A 22,428-nucleotide genomic window follows, 5' to 3' on the forward strand; every position below is an offset into this window, starting at 1 on the left:
GCCAGTTTGAGCGTTATATACTTATATCACCTAAGTATAGAAGCTTAGAATCAAAAAATGTTTAAAACAGGAATATTTATTTTTTGAAAAGCAAGCTTTAGAACAAGGGAGCGAAATTTGTGGATCTGACTACCTTTTTTGGACGAAAACACGGGAGCGATTTCATGATGTTCACGGCGCCGCATTTTCTGGCCCTGGCTGCGGCCGCCGCACTTTGCCTGCTGCTGTTCGCAGCAAGGTCTTCACTGCGTACCCGCCCGCTTCTGCGGAACCAGGTCCGCTGGCTGCTGATTATCGTACTGCTCGCTTCAGAAGGCGGGCTGCATGCATGGTATCTGTCCCACGGCATCTGGAGCAGCCGCCATTCACTGCCGCTGGAGCTGTGCGGAATTACATTGCTGCTGTCGGCGGTTATGCTGCTAACCCGCAGCCGGCTGCTCTACTCTTTTCTGTATTTTGCCGGGATCGGAGGGGCCTGTATCGCTCTCCTGACGCCTAATCTGGTCTATCCTTTTCCCCATATCCGTTTCCTGCTGTTCTTTACGGCTCACGCGGCAATCGTGCTGTCCTCCCTGTTCATGACCTGGGCTTACGGATTCCGGCCGACCTGGCGGTCGCTGCTGTTCACCATGCTCTGCCTTAACCTGATTGCCGTCATTGTTTTTGCACTCGATAAGCTGCTTGGGGCCAATTACATGTTTTTGGCTCATAAGCCCGGCACCTTCTCCGTACTCGACTACTTTGGCCCTTATCCTTATTACCTGCTGGTGGAGGAGGTATTTGCTCTCGTTATTTTCCTCATGATGTTCCTGATTTTCTTCAAGCTGCCGGAGATGATCAGAAGCCGTAATGCTTCCCGGAGCAGAAGTATATAGACACATTTGTACAAAAAAAACAGCACCGCCCTGGAAAACCAGTGCAGTGCTGTTTCATCATCCGAAAAGGGCATTTGCCCCTGAACCGGAAAAATTAAGCTTCGATAATTTCGACCGAAGTCATTTTGTCGCGTCCCTGGAAGCTGTCAACCAACTCCATGCCTTGTACAACTTTACCGAATACAGTGTGTACTCCGTCAAGGTGCGGCTGCGGTGCGTAGCAAATGTAGAACTGGCTTCCGCCTGTGTTTCTGCCGGCATGCGCCATAGCCAGTGTTCCGCGCTCATGCTTGTTAGGGTTGATCTCGCAGTTGATTGTGTATCCAGGACCGCCTGTACCGGTACCGTTAGGACAGCCGCCCTGTGCCACGAAACCAGGGATAACGCGGTGGAATACCAGACCGTTGTAGAAGCCGTCGTTAGCCAGCTTCTCGAAGTTTGCCACAGTATTAGGAGCATCGTTTTCAAACAGATCGATCAGCACTACGCCGCCGTTTTCGAGTGTAATTTTCGCTTGCTTTGCCATATGTAAATGACCCCTTTCAAAATTCCAGATGTAGAACACGTTTATTAGTTTACTATGAAACTGCGCACAAAGCAAAGCAAGCGGGAGGGTTCCCGCTTGCTTTGCAAACGCGCTCAGCCGGAAGGGCTGCTGCCGGAGCCACGAAACCTACTTCGCTACAGCCTTCTTGGCAATACGTTCAGGTACAATATCGTTGACAACGATGTCACCATGACTCTCACGGCGCACAACCAGATCGCTCTGGCCATTCTGTACGAAGACCACGGCCGGACGGCGGATCCGGTTGTAATTGCTGGCCATCGAATAGTTGTACGCGCCGGTGCAGGCAACCGCGAGCAAATCACCGCTCTTAACAGCAGGAAGCTCAACATCCCAGATCAGCATGTCGCCGCTCTCACAGCATTTGCCGGCGATGGAGACTGTTTCTTCGTTCGCTTCAGTAGCCCGGTTAGCCAGAAGAGCCTCATATTTGGATTCATAGAGCGCCGGACGCGGATTGTCTGTCATGCCGCCGTCAACGGCCACATATTTGCGCACACCCGGAATCTCCTTGTTCGTACCCACTGTGTACAGCGTAGTTCCGGCATCGCCTACAATACTGCGGCCCGGCTCTACCCAGATCTGCGGCAGCGAGCTGCCGATTCCGGCGAAATGTGTCTTCACAGCATCTGTAATGGCTGCAACATATTCCGATACCAGAAGCGGTGTATCACCGTCTACATAACGGATGCCGAAGCCTCCGCCCAGGTTGACGACAGGGAAATCAATGTTCAGCTCTTCTTTCACCTTGCGGGTGAAATCAGCGATCCGTTCAACAGCCAGCTGGAAGCCCTCGGTTTCAAAAATCTGTGAGCCGATATGGGAATGCACGCCAAGCAGCTGTAGATTCGCTTTGTCCGAAGCCTGCTGTACAGCAGCATAGGCAGAGCCGTTGCCGATGTCAAAGCCGAACTTGGAATCGGTCTGGCCGGTCGAAGCATAGGCATGGTGAGCATGAGCTTCAACGCCTGGGGTTACGCGCAGCAGCACATTCACGGTTACTTCCTTGCTGGCCGCAATGGCCTGCAAAAGGCTCAGTTCCACGAGATTATCAACTACAAAGCAGCCGATGCCCGCTTCAATCGCCATTTCAATCTCGTCCGGCGTCTTGTTGTTCCCGTGGAAATGAATACGTTCAGCCGGGAATCCGGCCTGGAGTGCCGTGTACAACTCCCCGTCCGAAACTACGTCCAGCGACAGCCCTTCTTCGTCAACAAGGCGGCACATAGCCATGATTGAGAACGCCTTACTGGCATATGCAACCTGGAATCCTAATCCGGACGCTCTGAAGGCATCCATATACTCGCGGCAGCGCTGGCGGATTAATTGCTCGTCCATTATATATAGCGGGGTACCATATTCCGCCTTGAGTTCGGTCACATCACATCCGCCGATTTCCAGATGTCCGGCATCATTAATCCGGCTCGTCCCGTGTAAAAACATTGTCCAGTCCTCCAATTTCCGTGGAACGTTTTGATTCCACCCTGTCTATTGTATGAAAATTATTCCCCGGTGTTCCAAAAACGGGCTCCAGGCTCTAACCCGGACTTCACAGGGGCTATTTAGTGTATTCAGTATAACAGACAGAGGGAACGTCATAGAATGGACTAATTTGCAGTTGATTTGTATTTTTTGTACGCCTATTTCTCGTTCTCCTGAACAGGCGGCATCCTGGTATTATCCCGTGTTTTGTTGAAAGACGGCCTTGATTTGGAGCTGAGCACCGGCTGACGCACCAGAATAGCCCCCAGAGCTTTTGCATTAAATGGTATAAACGGCCACAAATATGAGGAGTTATAGGACCGGTGCGTGGTCAACAGAATGACCAGCAGCGTAGTGCCGATCATAAAGCCCTGCACCTGGAAAGCCGCCACGGCCAGCAGCAGCGCAAGCCTGACAATCCGGTTGGCCAGGCCAAGCTCATAGCTCGGGGTCGCGAACATGCCGATCGAGGCAACCGCCATATACAGTACAACCTCATTGACAAAAAGTCCGGTCTGTACAGCAATGTCCCCGACCAATATGGCGGCAATCAGACCCATAGCCGAACCCAGCGGTGTCGGCGTGTGGACGGCGGCCATGCGCAGCAGGTCGACCCCCAGCTCAACGATCAGGAACTGGCCCAGAATCGGTATTTTTGCCATTTTCTGCGGGCCGATAAACTCCAGCATCGCCGGCTTGAGCTCCGGGTGGATGACCATCAGCATCCACAGCGGAAGCAGAAACATGGAGGCGAACACGCCGATGAACCGGACCCAGCGCAGATATGTTCCCATGAACGGGGTCTGGCGGTTCTCCTCCGCATGCTGGCAGAGATCAAAGAAGGTTGTCGGCAGGACGATAACGCTCGGCGAGGTATCTACAAAGATCACAACCCGGCCTTCCAGCAGATGCGAAGCTACGGTATCAGGGCGTTCCGAGTATCTTACGAGCGGATAGGGATTCCAGCCTCGTCCGACAATCGCCTCCTCCAGCTGTTTGTCAGCCAGCGGTATGCCGTCGATGTCGATGCTCTTGATTTTATCCGTAACAGCCTGCACCTGGGTCTTGTCGACGATATCATCGATATAAGCTACACAGACATCCGTCCGTGTCCGTCGGCCGACCTGGTGCATTTCATATTTCAATCCGGGATCGCGGAGCCTTCTGCGCACCAGCGCCACATTGCTCAGCAACGTTTCGGTGAACCCGTCACGGGCCCCGCGCACCACCCGTTCAATCGAGGGTTCATCCGGCCCGCGTGCCGGATATGCACGGGTATCCATGATGATGACCTGTTTTTCGCCCTCAATGAAAAACACGCTCATGCCCGAAAGCACCTTGTTAATGCTCTCGCTCAGCAGCTCGCCCTTTTCCACCTGCACATGGGGGATATATTCGGTCATAAAGCTGCTGAGCGCACCGGTAGATACCTCGTCAGGCGTCAGATAGGTCAGCCGCTTCAATATTTCGTCAATGATCGTGTCCTTGGCGAATCCGCTGATGCACAGCAGAGCCGCCTTGCGTCCCCCGAAGGTCATTTCCCGGAAGACGATGTCAAACGAAGAACCTAGGCCCAGCACCTCAGTCAGTGTCTTTTTGGTGTCCTCCAGATGTTCCGGAATGTGATCGTTTCCCTGCCAGTAGATAATCGACTGCTCCAGCGAGTCTGAGCGCTCAGAATCCCGCTTCTTCTGCAGCGGATCCTCTTTTTTCTCCTGCGGCTCCGCGGCCTGCTTCTGCCGCTTCTTCCCGGTTTCCCGGGCCTTCGTTCTGTTATTCTCCTGCTTACCCTGCTCCGCTCCTTGTTCCTCGTCCTCTTCATCCGGCTCCTCGCCGAACAGCCTGGCGAAAAAGCCCTTTTTGCCGCTTTCCGGCTCCTCTGTACCAAGCTCACCGGAAATCTCCGCATCCTGATTACCTGTGGCTCCGGAATCCTGAACACCGGAGGTTTCTGCCCCCTGTGTGCCTGAACCATCCGTACCGGAGGTTTTTGGCTGATCACTGTCATCATCAAACAAGGTGGACCAAAACCCCTTCAGACCGCCGCCTGTCCCTTCCTCTGCCTGCTGCCCCTCATCGTCTTCTTGCCGGCTGTCCGTCTGGTTCTCCTGCCCGCTGCTGCTGCGCTGGTCTGAACTTTCTGTACGCTCTGTGCTCTCCGTCTCCGGTTTATCCGGGGATGAAGCCCCTTGAGGCGCAGCGGAGTCCTCCTCCTGCCGGTCCTTATCCTGTTGTGCATCCTCCTGTGGGACATCCTCCTGTGGGACATCCTCCTGTGGAGCACTCCCCTGCGCTGCATCCTCTGGAGCACTTCCCTGCGCTGCATCCTCCGCGGAATCAGATACGCCGGAAACTTCCGGCTCTTCCCCTTCTGTCTTTTCCCCCTCCTGGTCCGGAGTACCGGCTCCAACAGAGGCCTGCAGATCATGATCCCCGTAGCCGGTTGCCCCTGCATCTACGCCAATATCAGCACTGCCGTCTGCCTCCCCTTTAGGCTCCGGCTGTTCTGTATGCATCTGTTCTTCCCCCTCCGCACCGCTTCCCTGCAAATCCGCATGCCCGGGAGCAGAAGCTTTATTGCGGCCAGTCTCCACCTGATCCCCGCTGTGTATATACCTCATCACTCCATAACCTCCTAAAAGTTCAATATGCCGCTGATGCTTCGAAGCTGTACCTCACCACAGCCGGGTTAACGCTGGTACACAAACCAATCGAACAATGACCCTGCAACCTTGCCGCAGACCATTGCCATCAGCAGGCCGAACAGATAATGCGTCATATGCAGCCGTTTGGCCAGAATAGGCAGCACGTTCAGTACCTCCGTCAGGGCAGCGGCCAGCATGCCGACAAAAATCCCGTCAAGCAGGCCTACTCCCAGCTCAGCCAGCGGACCGGCCGCTATCTTCCAGTTCCAGAAATCACTCACCGTACCAAGCAGCGAGCCGCCGACCATCGCTCCTTCATACCAGTGCACCTTGTTGTAGGAGGAAGTCAGCTGGGCCAGGCGCGGAACCATATCCAGTACGATAAAAAGGGCAATTACACCCCCGCCGACGGCGATTCCGGCCGCTACCCCCAGCAGCAGATGGAGCCCGAGGGAGAGCGGAGCAGTCATGGGGCTCCCCCCTTTTTCCCGGAAGGGCCTTGACGGTGCTCCAGCTTGCTGTATTCCTCATGTACTACGTAATGATCAATATTTTTTTGATACAGGAACATTTCCACTTCAAGCGGTGTCGGCTCCTCGTTCCATTTTTTCTTGAACAGGTGATTGAAAAAAACCACCATCCCGAACCCGATTCCCAGCGAATAGGCTACCTGAAAGACATAAGGATGCTCGTCACGCCGCCCGGTCAGCATTTCCACAATCCGCACATGCACCTCCTGCATGCTGACATCGGCATGGAAATTCATGATGGTCAGCGCCGAGCCGAAGAACAGCAGCAGCCAGACAAGCATAAACAGGGCAATGGACGGCTTGCGGGCCTCCAGCGGGCCTTCAATCTGTACAATGGTCCGCCCCTCCCCGATCGGCTGGATGTCGGCCCCGGGAACGAGCTCATGAATCCGCGGGATAATGGTCAGCAGATCAATCAGAATCAGATTCCCGTCGCTTTGCTCCGGCTGAAGCAGCAGTATCGAGTCCAATTGCTCCCTAATGTCCGCAGCAGCAATCAGATAGGCCACATCCCGCAGCATAACTCCCCGGCCTTTGGGCACCGTGACCCTGTTCTTCAGCTGTATGTAAATCGCAGGTGCGGGCTTATCCTTCATCTTCATGCACCTCCTCAAAGGATGACAGCAGAATAACGGTAGTATGGGAGAAACGCCTTATTTTTACTCCAGAGAAGCAGATTTCATCTTGGAAAAAGCACAAAAAAGATGCCTTCCCAGCCATTACGGCTGTATGAAGACATCCTCATATTGCAGAAAGCCCTGGAGTTACCCTCCTCAGGCGTATTTGGTTAAGCTGCCTGCTTCAATTCTGTCTGCTGCTGTTTGGCCTGCTGGCTGGAAATGTAGAACAGTGCCGTCCAGATCAGGGCAAACCCGACAACCTGCGCCATGGTAACAAGCTGGTGATAGACAACCCAATTGATCAGAATCCCGGTCATCGGGAAGCTAAGCTCGGCCAGTGTGGCAAAAGAAGCCTTTGTCGTATTCAGTCCTTTGTAGTAGAGCAGCATACTGAGCAGTCCCGGCAGCAGCGCCTGCAGCAGCAGGTTGATGGCTACGAGCGAAGTGGCTCCCAGTCCGCCGCTTACCTGCCATGGAGCACCTTCCAGTGTAGTCAGGGTGAACAGCAAAGGAAGTGCCAGAATGAAACGCAGGGAGGTTACGGTCTCATAGCTCATGGAGCCAAGCAGATAACGGCCCATAACGGTCGATCCGCCCCACAGGGCAGCAGCGCCCATGGCCATAAGGCTGCCTACGCTGACAAAGTTGTTAACATGGCCGAAGGGAACTGTCCAGCCGAAGGTCAGCAGATAAGTACCGGCCAGTGCAAGAATAATCAGCAGGCCGAAGTTGCGCGGCAGGCGTTCCTTCAGAATAACGGCCGCCAGTCCGATAGCGAACACGGGCTGGAGCTTTTGCAATAGCAGTACGGCATTCAGATCCCCGCTGGACAATGCCTTGGTGAACAGGATCGTTGCCACGGCGGAACCGCCCCAGGACACAACGAGCAGCGCACCTGCCTGACGGAGCCCGATGGACTTCAGCTCGGCACGATGGCGCCAAAGGACCGGTGCGGCTGCGAGAAAGAGCACTACATGCTCCAGCAGAACGATCTGCGAGGAGGTCAATGATTTCAATAAAATAATCCGGAACAGCGGGTCAACGCCCCAGAGAGCCGCCCCCAGCACAACCAGCCAGAAGCCGCTGCGGACTGGCGATGTGCGCACACCTGATGATGAAGCTGATACGTTACTCATAATTCATTCTCCTTGTCGATACAAACCCTCGATAAGAGACCAAAAAGCCCCCGAACTACTCTGTTAGAGCAATTATCGGGGGCATTTTCAATAAAGACATCAGGAATACACCTGTTGCCTTTATCTATGATCCTCTCCCATCCGGACTTTACCGTCGGCTCTGGATTGTCACCAGATCAGTCAATCCCGCAGTACATGCAGAGATTGAGTCGCGGGCTTAGTTCGCTTTGAACATCACCGCCGGTCAGGAATTTCACCTTACCCCGAGAATCTTGTATTCCGTTATTTTTTTCACAATCTCAGAATAACTCTGTTCTGCCATTTCGTCCAGTCTTTTTATGAAAATTTTTGCTTTGTTTCATATCAGCATAGCAGAGCTTGTTCAGAAGATTGAGATATTTGGAAGAAAATACTGGATTATTAAGGTATAATAAATCTATCTGTTTTTTCCATACTCCAGCATATAGAAGAAAGAGGGTAGCTGTGAAGAGATCAATCTGGTTAAATTTGCTGTTTTCAATTGTAGCCGTAGTTCCTATTGCCTTCCTGGCAGTTGTCGGCTATTTCATTGTTGCCCTGCTGGGCGGGTTCCGCTTCTATGCTCCGCTCACTGCCGTGGTCGCTGCTGTGCTGTGCGCCTATATCGTCTGCTCCATCTTCGGCTGGTTCACATCCCGTGTCCGGGGCATTGCTTTTGTATCTTTCCTGGGGCTCTGCCTGCTGGCAACCGGAGGATATGAGCTGAACAAAGCTTATGTGAACAGCCTGGCTGAGGTAAGCGAGCAAGAGGTCTCCCTGCAGCAATATCAGCCGTTTCAATCCGAGTCCAAAGTTGCCGTGCTGGAACAGCCGGCTTCCTATAAGATTACAGACACTCCGCCGCGGCTAGACGGAGCGACTGCGCTGTATCCGCTCTACTCCGCATTCGTGCAGGCCGTATACCCGGAGGATGAATATGACCCGTATGATTTTGCAGATAATCCGGTCGTGTGCTCTTCCACATCTTACGCATATCAGCGGCTGCTCTCCGGTGAAACGGACATTATCTTTACCGCGGCTCCCTCGCTTGCCCAGGAGAAGGATGCCAAGCTGGCCGGCCGCGAGCTGGTGCTTACACCGATCGGCCGTGAAGCCTTTGTCTTTTTTGTCAACAAACGTAATCCTGTCAGCAGCCTGACCACAGAGCAGATTAAGGACATCTACTCAGGGGAGCTTACCAACTGGAAGCAGGCCGGCGGCCGGAATGACCGGATCCGGGCCTTTCAGCGCGATGAAGGCAGCGGCAGCCAGTCGATGCTGCAAAAAATCATGAAAGACCGCACCCTGATGCAGGCACCGTCTGAAGATGTGATGGATCTCATGAGCGGGATTATCTCCCGGACTTCCAGTTACCGCAACTATAAAAATGCCATCGGCTTCAGCTTCCTTTACTATGCCTCTCAGATGAACCGGAGCGACGAGCTCAAGCTGCTTGCCATTGACGGTGTTGAGCCGGACGAGGAAAGTATCCGCAGCGGTGCATATCCGTATACCGTTAACTTTTATGCGGTAACAGCAGGTCCTCCTTCCGCGAAAATGAAGGCCTTCCTGGACTGGATCGTCTCTCCGGAGGGACAGGAGCTGGTGGCCAAGACCGGCTATGTACCTGTTAACTGACCGATGAGTGTCCCATTCTAAACGGTGGTAAGAAAAGGTTTTTTCCCTTTAACCAACCAGCCTTCCTTCCTCCTCCCGGCCGCTCAGAAATGGGTCTATGACTTAATTTTCTTTCTGCCGCTCTCAAATGCCTGCAAACGTAAAATAACCGCCAGGCCTAGGCCTGGCGGTTATCATTTTCACTCAACTTCGGCTCTTCCGATTTACGGAAATACGGCGTGCTAAACTACTCATAAGTCCGCCTCGCCTCATTTCCTCACCGCGAAACGCGGGGCCTTCATTCCGGTTATGCCACTTACTCCGGGTCCGGGGCTTGCCGGGAAGCAGGCAGGGCCGACAGCAGCAGCTTACGCTTTTCGCGGTCCGGGTCGGTCTGCACATGGATGTCCTGCCCGAAGATCATCGTCGCCCGCTCGCCCTTAGCGTACGCAGGCCAGTTCAAGCCGGCTGCTTCCGGGCTGCCGCGGTGCGCAAAAGCGGTCCAGGCCGCCTGCATCCGTGCGGCGAGTGCAGCCATCTCAGTGCTGACGGACACCCCGTACTGATGCAGCAGGTCTATCGTATTAAAGACATAATAAATCTCTGCTCCATGAATAGCCTTGTCCAGCAGCGGATGGCCGGGAATGGTCCAGTCGAATCTGTACATCCAGACAGGAGCATACGGCAGCTGCCGCTCGGCAAATGCGATGGAGCTGTCCCAGAAGTAGAGATCCGTCATTAACGCGGCCTGCCCTTCCCAGTTCTTGGGATAATGGCTGGCCAGCTCCGTCAGGTTATCGACACCCAGCATCAGCTCCAGTGCCTTCAGCGACTGGTCAAAGCCCGCACCTTCCCGGTCGCCCCGGAAGAAAAGATGGCCCTCATGCAGATTCGTTCCGATCATCAGCGGAATCCCGCCGGCTGCGCCGCTGGCCACCGCTTCCGCCGGCTCCACCGGCAGGGTCGCCGGATCAACAAGCGGCTGAAACAGCATGCTGAGTGAATCGCCGGACAGCTTGTATGCCATCTTGGCGGCCGCAGCCAGAATCTCCTGCGCAGGTACCGTCTGCAGCAGGTTCACGTCACCGTCAAGCTCGGCCAGGAAGGCCGCAGCAATATCCGCGCCCTGCTGCGGCTTCAGTGTCTGTGCCGCGCCGCTCTGCATGATGGCGCCGGAGAACAGCCCCTTCGCGGCAGGCATCGCCAGCAGGGCGGCAATGCTCATGCTGCCGGCTGACTCGCCAAATACCGTCACCCGCTTGGGGTCGCCGCCGAACCCGGCGATATTATCCTGCACCCACTGCAGTGCAGCGATCTGATCCAGGAGCCCGAGATTGGACTCAAACGGGCCAAACGGAGACAGGTGCAGGAAGCCGAACGGCCCCAGCCGGTAATTGACAGTAACGACAATGACGTTTCCGGCTTCTGCCATGCTTGCGCCGTTGAACATCGGCTGGCTGCCCGCTCCCGTCAGGAAGGTGCCGCCGTGAATCCAGACCATTACCGGTAGCGCTTCCTGCCCGCCGGCCGGCGCCCAGACGTTCAGATACAGGCAATCCTCCGAGAAGACCGGCTGTGTCCCTCCGAAGCGGATGCTGCTGGAGCTTGGCGGCTGATGTGCTGCCGGCCCGAATTCCACAGCCTCCCTTACGGTATCCCAGGGCTCCGGCGGCTGGGGAGCACGGAAACGCAGCTCCCCGACAGGCGGTGCAGCAAACGGAATACCGCGCCAGACGTTCACCCCGCCGCTTTGAGCCCCCTGTACTTTTCCGTATAACGTATCCGCAACGGGTCTTGTCATTTGCTAATCATCCTTTCAGACCTACTCCTTGGCTTCTTCTTTTTCTGCCTCTACACTGTATAGCCCGGAACGGAACCGGAACCATTGAAAGATATGGGTAACGATAACTTTAAGCACGGCGTATCCCGGGACAGCCAGAATAATGCCGAGCACACCGAACATTTTCCCCGCAAAAATAATAACAAAAATAATCGTAATCGGATGGATCTTCAGCGATTTGCCCATGATCTGCGGCGAGATGAATTTGCCTTCAATAAGCTGGACAGCCGTCCAGACGAAGATCATCTTCAGCAGCATAAAAGGCGAAGTTACCAGCGCTACAATCAACGCCGGTGTAATCGCGATGGCCGGACCCAGATAAGGGACGACCGCCGTACAGGCAGCCACAATCGCCAGCACCAGCGAATACTCCAGCCCGATAATCAGATAGCCTATGTACAGTAGCGCACCAATACAGCAGCTGACGATGATCTGTCCCCGGATATACGATGCCACCTGGCTGTTCATTTCCTTCATGACAAGGCGGGTCTGCGGCTGAAGAGCGTTCGGGATGAACCGCATCAGATAATCAGGCAGACGTTTGCCGTCACGGAGCAGATAAAACAGGATGAATGGTGTAGTAACCACAGCCAGAACGACCTCGGTCAGCGCCCCGACGAAATTACCAACTCCGCTCACTGCATTATTAAGGAATGAGGTAGCCCATGTGGTTACTTTGTTGGTCAGATCCCCAAAATCAAGACTGTTGCCCACCCCAACATTTTCCTGAATCCGTCCAAAAAGCTCACTGCCTGTCAAATTTATAAACTCATCCTGAATCTGGGCGCTGTATTTCGGGAAATTATCGATCAGGCCGACCAGCTGGGTGCGGATAATCGGAATGACGGTCAGCAGAATAAGCGTGACAATCCCCGCAATGGCCAGGTACAGGATAACGATGCCGTAGGCCCGTTTAATCTTGCTTCTTGTCTCCATACGGTCTACCAGCGGATTCAGCAGATAATAGGCAATCCCTGACAGCAGCAGCGGTGCAGCGACCGTATGCAGCAGCGCGGACACCGGCTTGAAAATAAACGGAACTTTGGATAACACCAGAATGTTGATACCGATCAAAAGAACAATCAATAAGGATACAACAAATCTGTTATTCAAAAAAAATCTTTTAAACCGTTCAGGCCATACCTGCAGCCTCTCCATTTATACACTCCCCCCGCAACAAACCTTCATCTAATATTGTGATAAAATGCACTGATATAAGCATAGTCAACGCATGGCCTGCAAGTCAAATCTCAAGGGTGAATATTTGTTCTTGCTAATCAGCCGCGGGTTCCCGTCTGAGCTGTGCTATGTATGGCATTCATTGCTACGCTCCATTATAGTGCCGGTATTGCGTTATTTTTTCTTCTTGCCCTTGGTGCCCTTGGATGAAGCCGCGGTGAGCTGCCCCTCATACGTATAAAGGATATTCTCCTCCAGCCGCTCCCCTTCCAGCAGCCTGCGTACAAGCGTCTTGCCCGATTTAGGCGTCATCTCCCGGTACCATACGCCGTCCGGGTAGGAAATGACCACACACGCATCCGAGCATCTGCCGTTGCAGCGGGTGACGGTCGTATGAATGAGGCTTCCGGCACCCTGCTTATCAATTTCGGCTTCGATCGCTTCAGCGACTTCTTCGCCTTTATTTTTTTTGCAGCTGCTGCCGTTACAGATCAGCAGATGGTTAACCGTCCCTTGCAGATTCCAGGTTGTCACAGGCAATCCCTCCTTATACTACTCCCTTTACCCTTATTGAGGATTACATTAAACTCTACGGTTCTGCCGGAGGATCGTCAATAGTCCAAAACCTTGGTATACTCTAACTGAGAATGATTATCACACAAGAGATGAGTGAATGTATGATGACCAGCCCGCACTTCGGCAGTCTGCCCCTGCACGCCCCAAGCTTCCATATGCCTTGCCGGATTATTGATCTTGCCGGTTTATCTGTAAGCCAGGGTACGGTTACAGTTCCCCCCTTCTCCATCCTGATGATTGTAACCGGCGGCAGCGGCGTCATTGAAATAGAAGGCATCAACCATGTAATTTCCGGCGGAACAATGCTGTGCTGCAGCTGCAGCCTCCCCCTCTCCCTGGAAGCGCAGTTTAATCTGCAGGGGGTATGGATTGAATATGCTGCTGTTTCATCTTCGGGGCAGGCGGACAGCAGCCCGTTAAATAACCGGAGGCTGTACACAGGTGCCCCCGCAGCCGTCTCCAGCCTGGCTTGCCGGCTGCTCAAGGAATGGAATGAACCGCCGAAGGATAGCCCTTTTACTGTACAGATGCTGTTCACCGAGCTGTTGGATGGTGTGTATAATCTGCCCCCGGACAACCTGCAGCCGCCGGAGCACTGGCTTGACCGTGTTCTGCAGTATATCGGAGCCCATTACCGTGAAGATCTGACCCGGACGCAGCTGGCCGAGCTGGCCCAGGTCAGTCCGGAGCATTTCTCGCGGACGTTCCGCAAGGCTACCGGACATTCCTTCAGCGAATATCTGGCCCTGCAGCGGATCCGCCGGGTCCAGCAGCGCCTGCTGACCGGAGCACAGAGTCTCAGCACGCTTGCGCTTGAAGTCGGGTACAGCGAAGGCACCTACCTGAGCCGTAAATTCAAGCAGGTGGTAGGTGTTTCTCCGGCTGTCTTCCACCGCCAGGATAAAAAAATCGCCTCGCTGAATTTCAACCATACCGCCAGCCTGAGAGCACTGGACATTCTGCCTGAGCTTGGCGTTTATTCCGGCTGGATGAAGCAGCTTCAGCTTGCCCCGCCCTATAAGGGATTAGGTACCGAGAGCACTAATGGAGCTGCGCTGTTCCGCTCTGTGGCCGCAGTGCAGCCGGATGTCATCATCAGCTATGCGCTGCCGGAGGATCGTGAGCAGCTTCTGCCGCTTGCACCGGTAATTGAGCTGCCGTTCATGCAGATGGGCTGGCAGGAGCAATTCCGCATCATTGCGGAAGTGACCGGCTGCTTGCCCCGGGCTGAAGCCTGGCTCAGCCGGTATGACGAGCTGTGCGGCCACGCGAACCTGCTGCTTGACAGGCTGATCGGACCGCGCGGTACAGCCGTTGCCTGGGAGGTTAGCGAAGCAGCTGCCTACTGTTACAGCAGCAGCTACGGGCACGGCTCCCAGATTCTTTACGGCGCATTGGGCTTCTCTCCGCCGGCTGCCGTTCTTGAGAAGGGGCTGCTGGGTAAAGGATTTATCAAAGCAACGATTGAGCGCTTGCCGGATTATCCCGCAGACCATATTTTCATCACCAGCAGCCCTGTTACATCTGCAGGACACGAGCGCTTTGACATGATGCTGCATTCCCCGCGCTGGCAGAGGCTCGAGGCAGTCCGCAATAACCGGGTCTACGCCTTGAACCAGCCGGAAATGTTCTATGGCTTTGACCCCCTTTCCTCTCTGGCACAGTTAAATGCACTGATTGAGGCCCTGACATCACAAATTTACATGGACAGGGATCACATCCGGCCATAGTCTTCCAGGACGGAAATCAGTAAGATGTAAATGAGAATGAAAATCAATAGACACAAGGGGGCAATTGCTTTGAATATCGGGCAGCACGGCAACACACGCAGTACCAAACGAACCTACTGGATCCTGTATCCCCTGCTTTTAACGCTGGCCCTTATGGCTTCAGCCTGCAGCAACAGCAGTACCAATGCCGGTGCGGCTACTGCAAATAGCAATACTGCAAGCAGTGCCCCGGCCTCTGCGTCTCCGCAGCCGGAGGCCACCGCTGCACCTGCAGCCGTCAAAACCGTCACCACCGTCAACGGCGAAATTGTAATTCCCGCAGAGCCGAAACGGATCGTGGCCGAAGAATACCTCGGCAGCCTGATTGCCCTGGGAACGATTCCGGTTGGGGCACCTGGCCTGACCCTTCAGAATGTCTATTTTAAAGAGGCACTTGAAGGTGTTACAGACACCGGAACCTACGGGAAGATGGCTCCCGAAAATATCATAGCCCTGGAGCCCGACCTGATTATTTCCGGAAATGCCGAAACCTATGAAACGCTCAGCCAGATTGCACCGACAGTCATTGTACCTTACGGTGATCTGAAGAATGCCCATGAGGAGCTGACTTACTTCGGTAAGCTGCTGGGCAAGGAGCAGGAGGCCAAAGACTGGCTGGATGACTATGACAAGCGTATTGCCGCAGCCAAAGCCAAAGTGGACGCAGCCATCCCGGCTGAAGCTACCTTCAGCATTCTGGAGCATACGGACAAGTCCACCTGGGCTTACGGGGACAACTTCGGACGCGGCGGACAGGCGGTCTACCAGGCGCTTGGACGCAAACCTCCGGCAGCAGTGGCTGATGTAATTATGGAGAAGCAGTGGGCAGAGATTTCTGCCGAGATGCTGCCCGGCTATGCCGGAGATTATCTCATTGTAACTGACAACAACCAGACGATTGAGGATTTCAGCACTGATCCGATTTGGGGCAGTCTGCCTGCAGTGAAAAATGGCCATATTTACATTTGGAAAGAGGAGCGTTCGTGGTATTACGATCCGATTGCCGTTCTCTCGCAGACAGAGGAGCTGGCAGACTGGCTTACTTCAGGACAATAATGCAGTATGGCTGACGGGTCTTCTTGCCCGCCAGCCTTTTTTTGACTATCCAAGACAGGAAACGGTGATAATACCTTTAGTTTCCGTTCCGGCGGAGACCTTGAATCGCAGGAAACAGGAGGATCAAAGGTATGAAGATCATTGGAATTTATATGGTGCTTGCCCTGCTGACGCTGGGGATGATTGTGGGCGTGGATGTAATTGGAGGTACCAGCATAAGCCGTTCCCTGCTCTCGGTTACCTCAGCGTTTGCCACGACGACCTTTCAGGAGGCCTGCTGCATGATTATCTTCGCTGCCCTTCCTTTTCTTTTTGCCGCTGCAGATCTGCTCAAGCCCCGCAAATCCGCACGCAAATAAGCTACCGGTACCATCCGAACCTGCGCCGGATCAGATGCACAATGAACAGCAAAATGGGAATGACCGCGCACAGGAAGGGCAAGACATTTTCCAGAAATATTTTCCCGTCATTCATATGGATAGGAAAATTCTCTGCACTGACAAAGGAACTATAAAGCACCACCGAGCCCACGGGAATAACCAGCTTCCGGGGCTCTTTGACATGAAATAAATCCGCGGCAATCGAAACCGCAGCATAGCAGTAAATGGACATTTTGAAAAAAACGCCGATAATCAGCGTCAAAATCACAAGCGCGTCCAGCCGCTGGAGAAAATTCGCTACATTTACCAGTGTTATCGTAGTGAACATCGGGAAGGTAGTCCGGCTGTAAATGTCCGGTCCAAGCACCGACATCTCTATCGCATGTGTAAAGCTGAGCAGCAGGGCGCTCAGTACAATGGCACCGGTGCCGGTTCTGCGGACTTTGTTCCTGGAATTGAAATGAGGAAGGACCGCGGTAAAGCAGACCAGCTCACCGTAGGGAAAAATCCATATATTCGGGTAAGCGGACTTGAACACCTCTCCCCATTCGCCCGGATGGACCGGAAACAGGTTTTTGAACTGAACCAGACCGGCGATAATGACAACGAAATTCGAAATCAATCCCATAAACACAATCAGCCAGAAGTATATTTCCGAGGTTCTTGAGAACACCTCTATGCCATGGTAGAGAATAAACATTACGGCAATAACCATAATGGAGTTGATGATAAAGATCGGTGTCCGGTCATACGAAGAGGAGATCAGCAGATCGCCGGCCTCCCGCAGATTTCTGGAACCGTTATAGGTCAGAACCGGCAGGTACAGCAGGCTTAGCGGCCAGCCGATCCATTTCCCCAGTATTTTCCGGGTATACCCGCTGATCACCAGATCCGGGAACTGACGGTACAGATAAGTATAGACCATAAACAGCAGGATGCCGCCCGGAAGCGCCATCAGGATGGAAATCCATACTGCATGGCCGCTCTCCAGGCCGATCGGGACAACAACCGCCGTTCCCAGTTCAAACAGAACGATCATGGCGAACAATTGAAACGGACCAATGACTTCCTTTCGCATAAATGGCTACCCCCGTTCCTTGACAGACCTTTATTTTTTGGCTGGAATGTATGGCTTGAGCCGCATTCCCGTACTGCGGATATAAGCTTCAACCTGGAGATCAAGCTCCCCTTCGGCAAATGCGGAACTCCAATCCCCCTGTACCTTCGCCCACTGTTCCGGATGGGTCCGCTTCAGCTCGTTGCCCAGGTTAAAAATATCCGTCTTCATCTTCTGTGCAGTCTCAACCGCCAGCCTGACTTCAGCCGCTGTCTTATTCGCAATCCCTTGCTGCAGCGCCTTCAGCTCATCCTCCTTGCTTAAATCGACGAAACCTCCGGTTTCATTAATGATCCCTTCCTCCCGGATATGGACATGAAATACCGGCTTTCCCTCCCGCAGCTCTACCTTCACCCCCGTCTTGGAATAGAAAATGTTAACGGCAATATCCTCCTCCATGTCCGGGGAATCCACATTCACGTTGGTTTCATTAAGCTTATCGAGCATCCACTGCGTCCCCCGGGATTCAGGTCCGTTCAGCCAGCCGATCAGCTGCCCTTCCTTAAAAACGCCTAAGCCGCTCATTAGCGACCCGACCATAGGGTCGGACTGCTCCAGACTGCTTTTTTTCTGGCCTTCAATAACATCGCCCACGATCTGGACCCCATTAATGGTAAAATCGCTTTCCCCGGTAATCCCGTTAATCACTTCAAATACAGTAACCCTGCGGTTCTCGCCCCATACCTTGGAGGTATTCTGCATTTTTTTCAACAGGCCCAAGGAAGGCATGCTCTCCAGCGTGGTCAGCAGCTTCAGGACGGAGGCCGCATCCGTATCCTTGGAGACCAGTACCGCCGAATTTAGCCTCAGCTCATGCGACCGTTCGAAAATATCGAAGATGCTGGTGACTCCCTTCTTGGCCAGTGACTCCCCGATGATCACCAGCTGGGTGTGGGCAAAAAACAGCTGGCGGGTGGCCCGTCTTGACGCCTTGCGGAGTGCCCCAAAGATCGTGCGGTCCGTTGCAGTAACAATGACAATCGGCGGCTGATTGCTTGCCGAGCCCGTTGTCTGCGCAGATGAGGACGGGTTAATGATCTGGAAGGTCACGCGGTAGCCCGGCTTGCCGTCCAGATTGTCGATACCGATTCCGCTGACGATCGCCAGCTCATTCAGCTCACGGCTGTTCCAGCACCCGCTCAGCACCAGGGAGCAGCTGATACAGACCGCAAGCAGCAATGCCAGCCTACTTTTCATGACGGCTGCCCTGGCTGGTCTGAACGGCGGCTCCCGGTGCTTTATCGTTCTTCAGCAAACGGCGGCGGGTCTTCATGAAGTGCAGGGGTGTCCGCAGGAAAATATCCTTCTGGTCCCCCGGCGCAAAGGGAGCAAGCGGAGACATATAAGGCACACCCATGGAGCGGAGGCTGCACAGATGTGCAACCAGTATTAGCCCGAAAATAGCAATTCCGTACAGCCCTATATAGGCTGAAACAAAGGTAATAATAAAGCGGAGTATTCGGATGGACAGGGCCATGTTAAAGGCCGGTGTCGCAAAGCTGGAAATTCCCGTAAGGGAAACGACAATGACCATCGCAGGAGAGACGATCCCCGCCTGGACTGCTGCCTGGCCCAGGACAAGACCGCCGATGATGGAGACGGTCTGACCGATCTGGGAGGGCATCCGGATACCGGCTTCACGGATGATTTCAAAAGTAACCTCCAGGAGCAGCACCTCAATTACGACCGGAAACGGCACCCCTTCACGCTGTGAGGCAAAATTAATCAGCAGCGGCGTCGGGATCATCTCCTGATGAAAATTAAGCGCAGCAACAAAAATCGCCGGACCGAACAGCGATACCAGCAGGCATGCAAAGCGGAGCACCCGGATGACCGAAGTAATATCATAGCGCTGGTAATAGTCCTCAACAGTATGAAAAAACATAAAAAAGGTAGCCGGAAGAATCAGCACGAATGGAGTGCCGTCCACAAAAATGGCAATTCTCCCCTCCAGCAGATTTCCGGCTACACTATCCGGGCGCTCTGTATTGTACAGCGTAGGGAAAGGCGAGTAATTATTCTCTTCGATCAGCTGTTCAATATATCCGGATTCCAGAATGGAATCGACGTGAATGTCCGCCAGCTTTTTACGGATCTGCTGCAGTGTCTCTTCCTTGGCGAGGCCATGGATATGGGCAATGGAAACATCCGTTTTGGTTACGGAGCCCATCGTCAGCGTCTCAATCCAGAGATTCGGATTTTTAATCCGTTTGCGCACCAGCGCCACGTTCGTCCCGAGCGATTCGGTAAAGCTCTCTTTGGGGCCGCGGATATTGACCTGGGTCGATGCTTCGGTAACGGACCGGCCTTCACCTCCGCTTGTCGATACGTTGATTCCCTTATCCAGTTTGTCGAAAAGAATGACGGTATCCCCGGACAACAGCCCTTCCAGCAAGCTGTTCTGGTCCTCTACCACTTTTTCTTTACCGATGCTCAGTGCCTTTTCCTTGACAAAAAGAAAGAGATCCCCGGCAGAAGGACTCTTGTCCCTAAGTTCTTCAAACGACAGGGCATGAGTGACATACTCGTCCACAAGCTCTTTATCTATAAGCCCGTTAATATACAGAACTGCTACATGGTTCTCATGATCAAGGGTCACATACTTGCGTACATTCACATCCGGACTGTTGCCGAGTCTTTCATGGATTTGCTTGAGAGTGTCCTCAAGATCCGTGGAAAGGGGCGGACTCTCCTCTCCGCTGCTTGCGATCTCTCCCGGACTGGATTGTGTTTGTTGTTTCGGCATGCTCAGCACCTCCCTGCTTACTATTCGCCTGCTAAACTCTTTTTATGCAGCTTATGGAATGGACGGGAGGGTATGGAGACCCTGAAAACATCAAAAAAGCTGCCTGCCCGCAGAATACCTGCAGGCTGACAGCCAGTATTGTTCTCTATTCTGTTATTGTCTGCTAGTGGTCGTCAATTACGCCCAGCGCTTTATTTTTCTCTTTGAACCGGTCATTATGGGAGGACACATAAGCATATTTGGGAGCATCCGGGTCCATAAACAGCTTGGCGCTGTTCAGTGCCAGCACCGCATCAGTAAATGTCCCGGCGATCAGGCGGACTTTACTGTCATAATCGACGAAATCTCCGGCGGCAAAAATACCGGGCAGATTCGTCTCCAGCTTGGGACTGACCTTGGCCCACCATTCACCCATCTCCAGACCCCAGTCACGCAGCGGGCCGAAGTCGGCTTTTAGCCCATGGTTCACAATGACCGCATCTATAGTGAACTGCTCGCTCTCGCCGGATTCGACATGGGTAATTGTGACCTGATCAATAGTTTCGCCGCTATTGCTGTGCAGCTGGCTCACTGTATAAGGTGTGCGTACCTTGACCGATGATGCCTTCATGCGGGAAATGTTCTTCTCATGTCCGCCAAACTGGTCTCTTCTATGAACAATCGTAACGCTGGCTGCGATGCTCTCCAGCTCATTCGCCCAGTCCACAGCCGAGTCACCGCCACCGGAAATTAGCACATGCTTGCCGCGGAACGGCTCCAGCTCCTGCACGGTATAATGAAGGTTGGTTACCTCGTAACGGTCGGCTCCCTCAATCTCCAGCTTGGCCATCTGCAGAATGCCGTAGCCGATGGCCAGGATCACTGTCCGTGTCCAGTGCTGTTCGCCTGTAGCTGAGGTCAGTATAAACGTACCATCCTCCTGGCGAACCTGCTTGATGATCTGCTGCCCGAGCACAATAGTCGGTTCAAACGTGCGGGCCTGCTCCTCCAGCCGCTTGATCAGATCACCGCAGAGGGTCGGTGTCACACCGCCCACATCCCAGATCATTTTCTCGGGATAGATCCGCATTCGTCCGCCAAGCTCTTCCTTGGCTTCGATCAGCTTCGTCTTGAGATCTCTCATCCCGCTGTAAAAAGCCGTATACATTCCGGCAGGTCCCCCGCCGATTATTGTCACGTCGTATAATTCCAGTTCCTGATCAATCATGTTATCCCCTCCGGTTGAATGATGGCCGAGCAGCTATGATTTCGTACGTGCCAGCAGATACAAGAAATAAGGTGCGCCGATGACGGCGACTACGATGCCGGTCGGTATCTCCGACGGCTGCAGGATCCAGCGGCCGATCGTATCGGCCGTAATCACCAGCAGAGCGCCCAGCAATGCTGAGGCCGGCAGCATCAGCTGGTGCTTGGGCCCGACCAGCCGCCGCGCCAGATGCGGTCCGACGAGGCCGACGAAGCCAATCCCGCCGCTGACGGCAACGCTGGCGGCAGCCAGACCCACGGCGGCGGCCAGCAGCTTGAACTGCTCTCTATTGACGTTAGCTCCAAGGCCGACTGCTGTCTGTTCACCCAGGTTGAGCACATTCATTACCCGCGCCTTGTAGATGACATAAGGTACCAGGATGACAATCCAAGGCAGCAGTGATAATACAAACTTCCAGCTGGTTCCCCAGATGCTGCCCGCCAGCCAGGTCGCGACAAACTGATATTTGTCGGGATCAAGGCGCAGCGTGAGTACAATCATCGCGGCGCTGATCCCGGCGGCAACGGCAACACCGGTCAGCAGCAGACGGATCGGCTTGATGCCTTCATGCCGCTTATAGGCCAGCGCATAGATCAGAGCGGCAGTCAGGCCGGCTCCGGCAAACGCAATGACCGGGAGAAAATAAACCGGAGCTGCATTGGTCGTTGGATAGAAGGAAACCATCAGCATGACCATCAGCCCGGCCCCGGCATTAATGCCGAGAATACCGGGATCAGCCAGATCGTTGCGGAAGACGCCCTGCATAACCGCGCCGGAAACAGCCAGCCCGGCTCCGATCAGCAGCGAGATGACGATGCGCGGCAGCCGGAAATCGAACAGAATCAGCTCCTGCTTGTCCGTTCCCTTCCCCAGCATCGTATTCAGCAGTTCCAGCGGTGTTAATCGTATGTATCCCGTGTTCACACTAATAATAAAAGCAATAATAATAAGTACAGCTATCGCTGCCAGAATCGTCAGCCCGCGTCTGCGTCTTGCCGATTCGTAGGACGGTACGCTTATTCTCTGCATGG

The 22,428-nt window shown here is 53.9% G+C and carries 19 protein-coding genes and 1 riboswitch; of the genes, 5 read left to right on the forward strand and 14 right to left on the reverse strand.

Annotated features, from left to right (window positions below):
- Nucleotides 1-119: 119 nt before the first annotated feature.
- Nucleotides 120-875: a YwaF family protein gene (locus tag AC4G46_RS21615; RefSeq protein ID WP_491124518.1), complete on the forward strand. Its 756-nt coding sequence runs from the start codon at nucleotides 120-122 to the stop codon at nucleotides 873-875.
- 94 nt (nucleotides 876-969) lie between these two features.
- Here AC4G46_RS21615 and AC4G46_RS21620 read toward each other — a convergent pair whose 3' ends face one another.
- The 6 genes from AC4G46_RS21620 to AC4G46_RS21645 form a co-directional block, all read right to left on the reverse strand.
- On the reverse strand, nucleotides 970-1,401 hold the full coding sequence (locus AC4G46_RS21620) for a peptidylprolyl isomerase (protein WP_090719028.1): 432 nt from the start codon (nucleotides 1,399-1,401) through the stop codon (nucleotides 970-972).
- 147 nt (nucleotides 1,402-1,548) lie between these two features.
- Nucleotides 1,549-2,883: a diaminopimelate decarboxylase gene (lysA, locus tag AC4G46_RS21625; protein WP_491124519.1), complete on the reverse strand. Its 1,335-nt coding sequence runs from the start codon at nucleotides 2,881-2,883 to the stop codon at nucleotides 1,549-1,551.
- 197 nt (nucleotides 2,884-3,080) lie between these two features.
- Nucleotides 3,081-4,763, reverse strand: a complete 1,683-nt coding sequence (locus AC4G46_RS21630; RefSeq protein WP_491128947.1) for a spore germination protein — start codon at nucleotides 4,761-4,763, stop codon at nucleotides 3,081-3,083.
- A gap of 848 nt (nucleotides 4,764-5,611) precedes the next feature.
- A complete protein-coding gene (locus AC4G46_RS21635) occupies nucleotides 5,612-6,037 on the reverse strand; it encodes a stage V sporulation protein AB (RefSeq protein ID WP_491124520.1) in 426 nt (141 codons plus the stop codon).
- Nucleotides 6,034-6,693 (reverse strand): stage V sporulation protein AA, encoded by a 660-nt coding sequence (locus AC4G46_RS21640; RefSeq protein ID WP_491124521.1) that lies wholly within the window; start codon nucleotides 6,691-6,693, stop codon nucleotides 6,034-6,036. Before AC4G46_RS21640 ends, AC4G46_RS21635 begins: the two co-directional genes overlap by 4 nt.
- Nucleotides 6,694-6,884: 191 nt before the next feature.
- A complete protein-coding gene (locus AC4G46_RS21645; RefSeq protein WP_491124522.1) occupies nucleotides 6,885-7,853 on the reverse strand; it encodes a DMT family transporter in 969 nt (322 codons plus the stop codon).
- A gap of 125 nt (nucleotides 7,854-7,978) precedes the next feature.
- Nucleotides 7,979-8,128: riboswitch (FMN riboswitch) on the reverse strand.
- A gap of 208 nt (nucleotides 8,129-8,336) precedes the next feature.
- On the opposite strand from AC4G46_RS21645, the gene AC4G46_RS21650 reads away from it, so the two are divergent.
- The gene (locus tag AC4G46_RS21650) at nucleotides 8,337-9,509 is read left to right on the forward strand and encodes a PstS family phosphate ABC transporter substrate-binding protein (protein WP_491124523.1); all 1,173 of its coding nucleotides are present in this window, start codon (nucleotides 8,337-8,339) and stop codon (nucleotides 9,507-9,509) included.
- 295 nt (nucleotides 9,510-9,804) lie between these two features.
- Here AC4G46_RS21650 and AC4G46_RS21655 read toward each other — a convergent pair whose 3' ends face one another.
- The 3 genes from AC4G46_RS21655 to AC4G46_RS21665 all read right to left on the reverse strand — a co-directional run bounded on the left by AC4G46_RS21655 (nucleotide 9,805) and on the right by AC4G46_RS21665 (nucleotide 13,041).
- Nucleotides 9,805-11,289 (reverse strand): carboxylesterase/lipase family protein, encoded by a 1,485-nt coding sequence (locus AC4G46_RS21655; protein ID WP_491124524.1) that lies wholly within the window; start codon nucleotides 11,287-11,289, stop codon nucleotides 9,805-9,807.
- 21 nt (nucleotides 11,290-11,310) lie between these two features.
- Nucleotides 11,311-12,486 (reverse strand): AI-2E family transporter, encoded by a 1,176-nt coding sequence (locus AC4G46_RS21660; RefSeq protein ID WP_491124525.1) that lies wholly within the window; start codon nucleotides 12,484-12,486, stop codon nucleotides 11,311-11,313.
- A gap of 195 nt (nucleotides 12,487-12,681) precedes the next feature.
- Nucleotides 12,682-13,041 carry a (2Fe-2S) ferredoxin domain-containing protein gene (locus AC4G46_RS21665; protein WP_491124526.1) on the reverse strand — a complete coding sequence of 120 codons (360 nt, stop codon included), beginning with the start codon at nucleotides 13,039-13,041 and terminating at the stop codon, nucleotides 12,682-12,684.
- A gap of 131 nt (nucleotides 13,042-13,172) precedes the next feature.
- Between AC4G46_RS21665 and AC4G46_RS21670 the strand changes: the two genes are divergently transcribed.
- The 3 genes from AC4G46_RS21670 (at nucleotide 13,173) to AC4G46_RS21680 (ending at nucleotide 16,267) form a co-directional block, all read left to right on the forward strand.
- Entirely contained in the window at nucleotides 13,173-14,813 is a 1,641-nt protein-coding gene (locus AC4G46_RS21670; protein WP_491124527.1) for an ABC transporter substrate-binding protein, read from the forward strand.
- A 36-nt stretch (nucleotides 14,814-14,849) separates the two neighbouring features.
- The gene (locus tag AC4G46_RS21675; protein ID WP_491124528.1) at nucleotides 14,850-15,908 is read left to right on the forward strand and encodes an ABC transporter substrate-binding protein; all 1,059 of its coding nucleotides are present in this window, start codon (nucleotides 14,850-14,852) and stop codon (nucleotides 15,906-15,908) included.
- A gap of 131 nt (nucleotides 15,909-16,039) precedes the next feature.
- Complete coding sequence (locus AC4G46_RS21680; protein ID WP_491124529.1) at nucleotides 16,040-16,267, forward strand: YczF family membrane protein; 228 nt, start codon at nucleotides 16,040-16,042, stop codon at nucleotides 16,265-16,267.
- Between the two features lies 1 nt (nucleotide 16,268).
- Here AC4G46_RS21680 and AC4G46_RS21685 read toward each other — a convergent pair whose 3' ends face one another.
- The 5 genes from AC4G46_RS21685 to AC4G46_RS21705 all read right to left on the reverse strand — a co-directional run bounded on the left by AC4G46_RS21685 (nucleotide 16,269) and on the right by AC4G46_RS21705 (nucleotide 22,426).
- The gene (locus AC4G46_RS21685) at nucleotides 16,269-17,366 is read right to left on the reverse strand and encodes a GerAB/ArcD/ProY family transporter (protein WP_491124530.1); all 1,098 of its coding nucleotides are present in this window, start codon (nucleotides 17,364-17,366) and stop codon (nucleotides 16,269-16,271) included.
- 30 nt (nucleotides 17,367-17,396) lie between these two features.
- On the reverse strand, nucleotides 17,397-18,602 hold the full coding sequence (locus AC4G46_RS21690; RefSeq protein WP_491124531.1) for a Ger(x)C family spore germination protein: 1,206 nt from the start codon (nucleotides 18,600-18,602) through the stop codon (nucleotides 17,397-17,399).
- On the reverse strand, nucleotides 18,592-20,151 hold the full coding sequence (locus AC4G46_RS21695) for a spore germination protein (protein WP_491124532.1): 1,560 nt from the start codon (nucleotides 20,149-20,151) through the stop codon (nucleotides 18,592-18,594). Before AC4G46_RS21695 ends, AC4G46_RS21690 begins: the two co-directional genes overlap by 11 nt.
- Nucleotides 20,152-20,314: 163 nt before the next feature.
- Nucleotides 20,315-21,355: an NAD(P)/FAD-dependent oxidoreductase gene (locus AC4G46_RS21700; RefSeq protein ID WP_491128948.1), complete on the reverse strand. Its 1,041-nt coding sequence runs from the start codon at nucleotides 21,353-21,355 to the stop codon at nucleotides 20,315-20,317.
- Nucleotides 21,356-21,391: 36 nt separating this feature from the next.
- A complete protein-coding gene (locus tag AC4G46_RS21705; protein ID WP_491124533.1) occupies nucleotides 21,392-22,426 on the reverse strand; it encodes a FecCD family ABC transporter permease in 1,035 nt (344 codons plus the stop codon).
- Between the last annotated feature and the right edge of the window lie 2 nt (nucleotides 22,427-22,428).

Source organism: Paenibacillus sp. fava2 (genome assembly GCF_058313675.1).

Excerpts from the sequence above, each read along its gene's own strand:
- AC4G46_RS21620 (WP_090719028.1), bottom strand. The coding sequence starts at position 1,401 with ATGGCAAAGCAAGCGAAAATTACACTCGAAAACGGCGGCGTAGTGCTG.
- lysA (WP_491124519.1), bottom strand. The coding sequence starts at position 2,883 with ATGTTTTTACACGGGACGAGCCGGATTAATGATGCCGGACATCTGGAA.
- AC4G46_RS21635 (WP_491124520.1), bottom strand. The coding sequence starts at position 6,037 with ATGACTGCTCCGCTCTCCCTCGGGCTCCATCTGCTGCTGGGGGTAGCG.
- AC4G46_RS21640 (WP_491124521.1), bottom strand. The coding sequence starts at position 6,693 with ATGAAGGATAAGCCCGCACCTGCGATTTACATACAGCTGAAGAACAGG.
- AC4G46_RS21645 (WP_491124522.1), bottom strand. The coding sequence starts at position 7,853 with ATGAGTAACGTATCAGCTTCATCATCAGGTGTGCGCACATCGCCAGTC.
- AC4G46_RS21655 (WP_491124524.1), bottom strand. The coding sequence starts at position 11,289 with ATGACAAGACCCGTTGCGGATACGTTATACGGAAAAGTACAGGGGGCT.
- AC4G46_RS21660 (WP_491124525.1), bottom strand. The coding sequence starts at position 12,486 with ATGGAGAGGCTGCAGGTATGGCCTGAACGGTTTAAAAGATTTTTTTTG.
- AC4G46_RS21670 (WP_491124527.1), top strand. The coding sequence starts at position 13,173 with ATGAGTGAATGTATGATGACCAGCCCGCACTTCGGCAGTCTGCCCCTG.
- AC4G46_RS21675 (WP_491124528.1), top strand. The coding sequence starts at position 14,850 with ATGAAAATCAATAGACACAAGGGGGCAATTGCTTTGAATATCGGGCAG.
- AC4G46_RS21680 (WP_491124529.1), top strand. The coding sequence starts at position 16,040 with ATGAAGATCATTGGAATTTATATGGTGCTTGCCCTGCTGACGCTGGGG.
- AC4G46_RS21685 (WP_491124530.1), bottom strand. The coding sequence starts at position 17,366 with ATGCGAAAGGAAGTCATTGGTCCGTTTCAATTGTTCGCCATGATCGTT.
- AC4G46_RS21690 (WP_491124531.1), bottom strand. The coding sequence starts at position 18,602 with ATGAAAAGTAGGCTGGCATTGCTGCTTGCGGTCTGTATCAGCTGCTCC.
- AC4G46_RS21695 (WP_491124532.1), bottom strand. The coding sequence starts at position 20,151 with ATGCCGAAACAACAAACACAATCCAGTCCGGGAGAGATCGCAAGCAGC.
- AC4G46_RS21705 (WP_491124533.1), bottom strand. The coding sequence starts at position 22,426 with ATGCAGAGAATAAGCGTACCGTCCTACGAATCGGCAAGACGCAGACGC.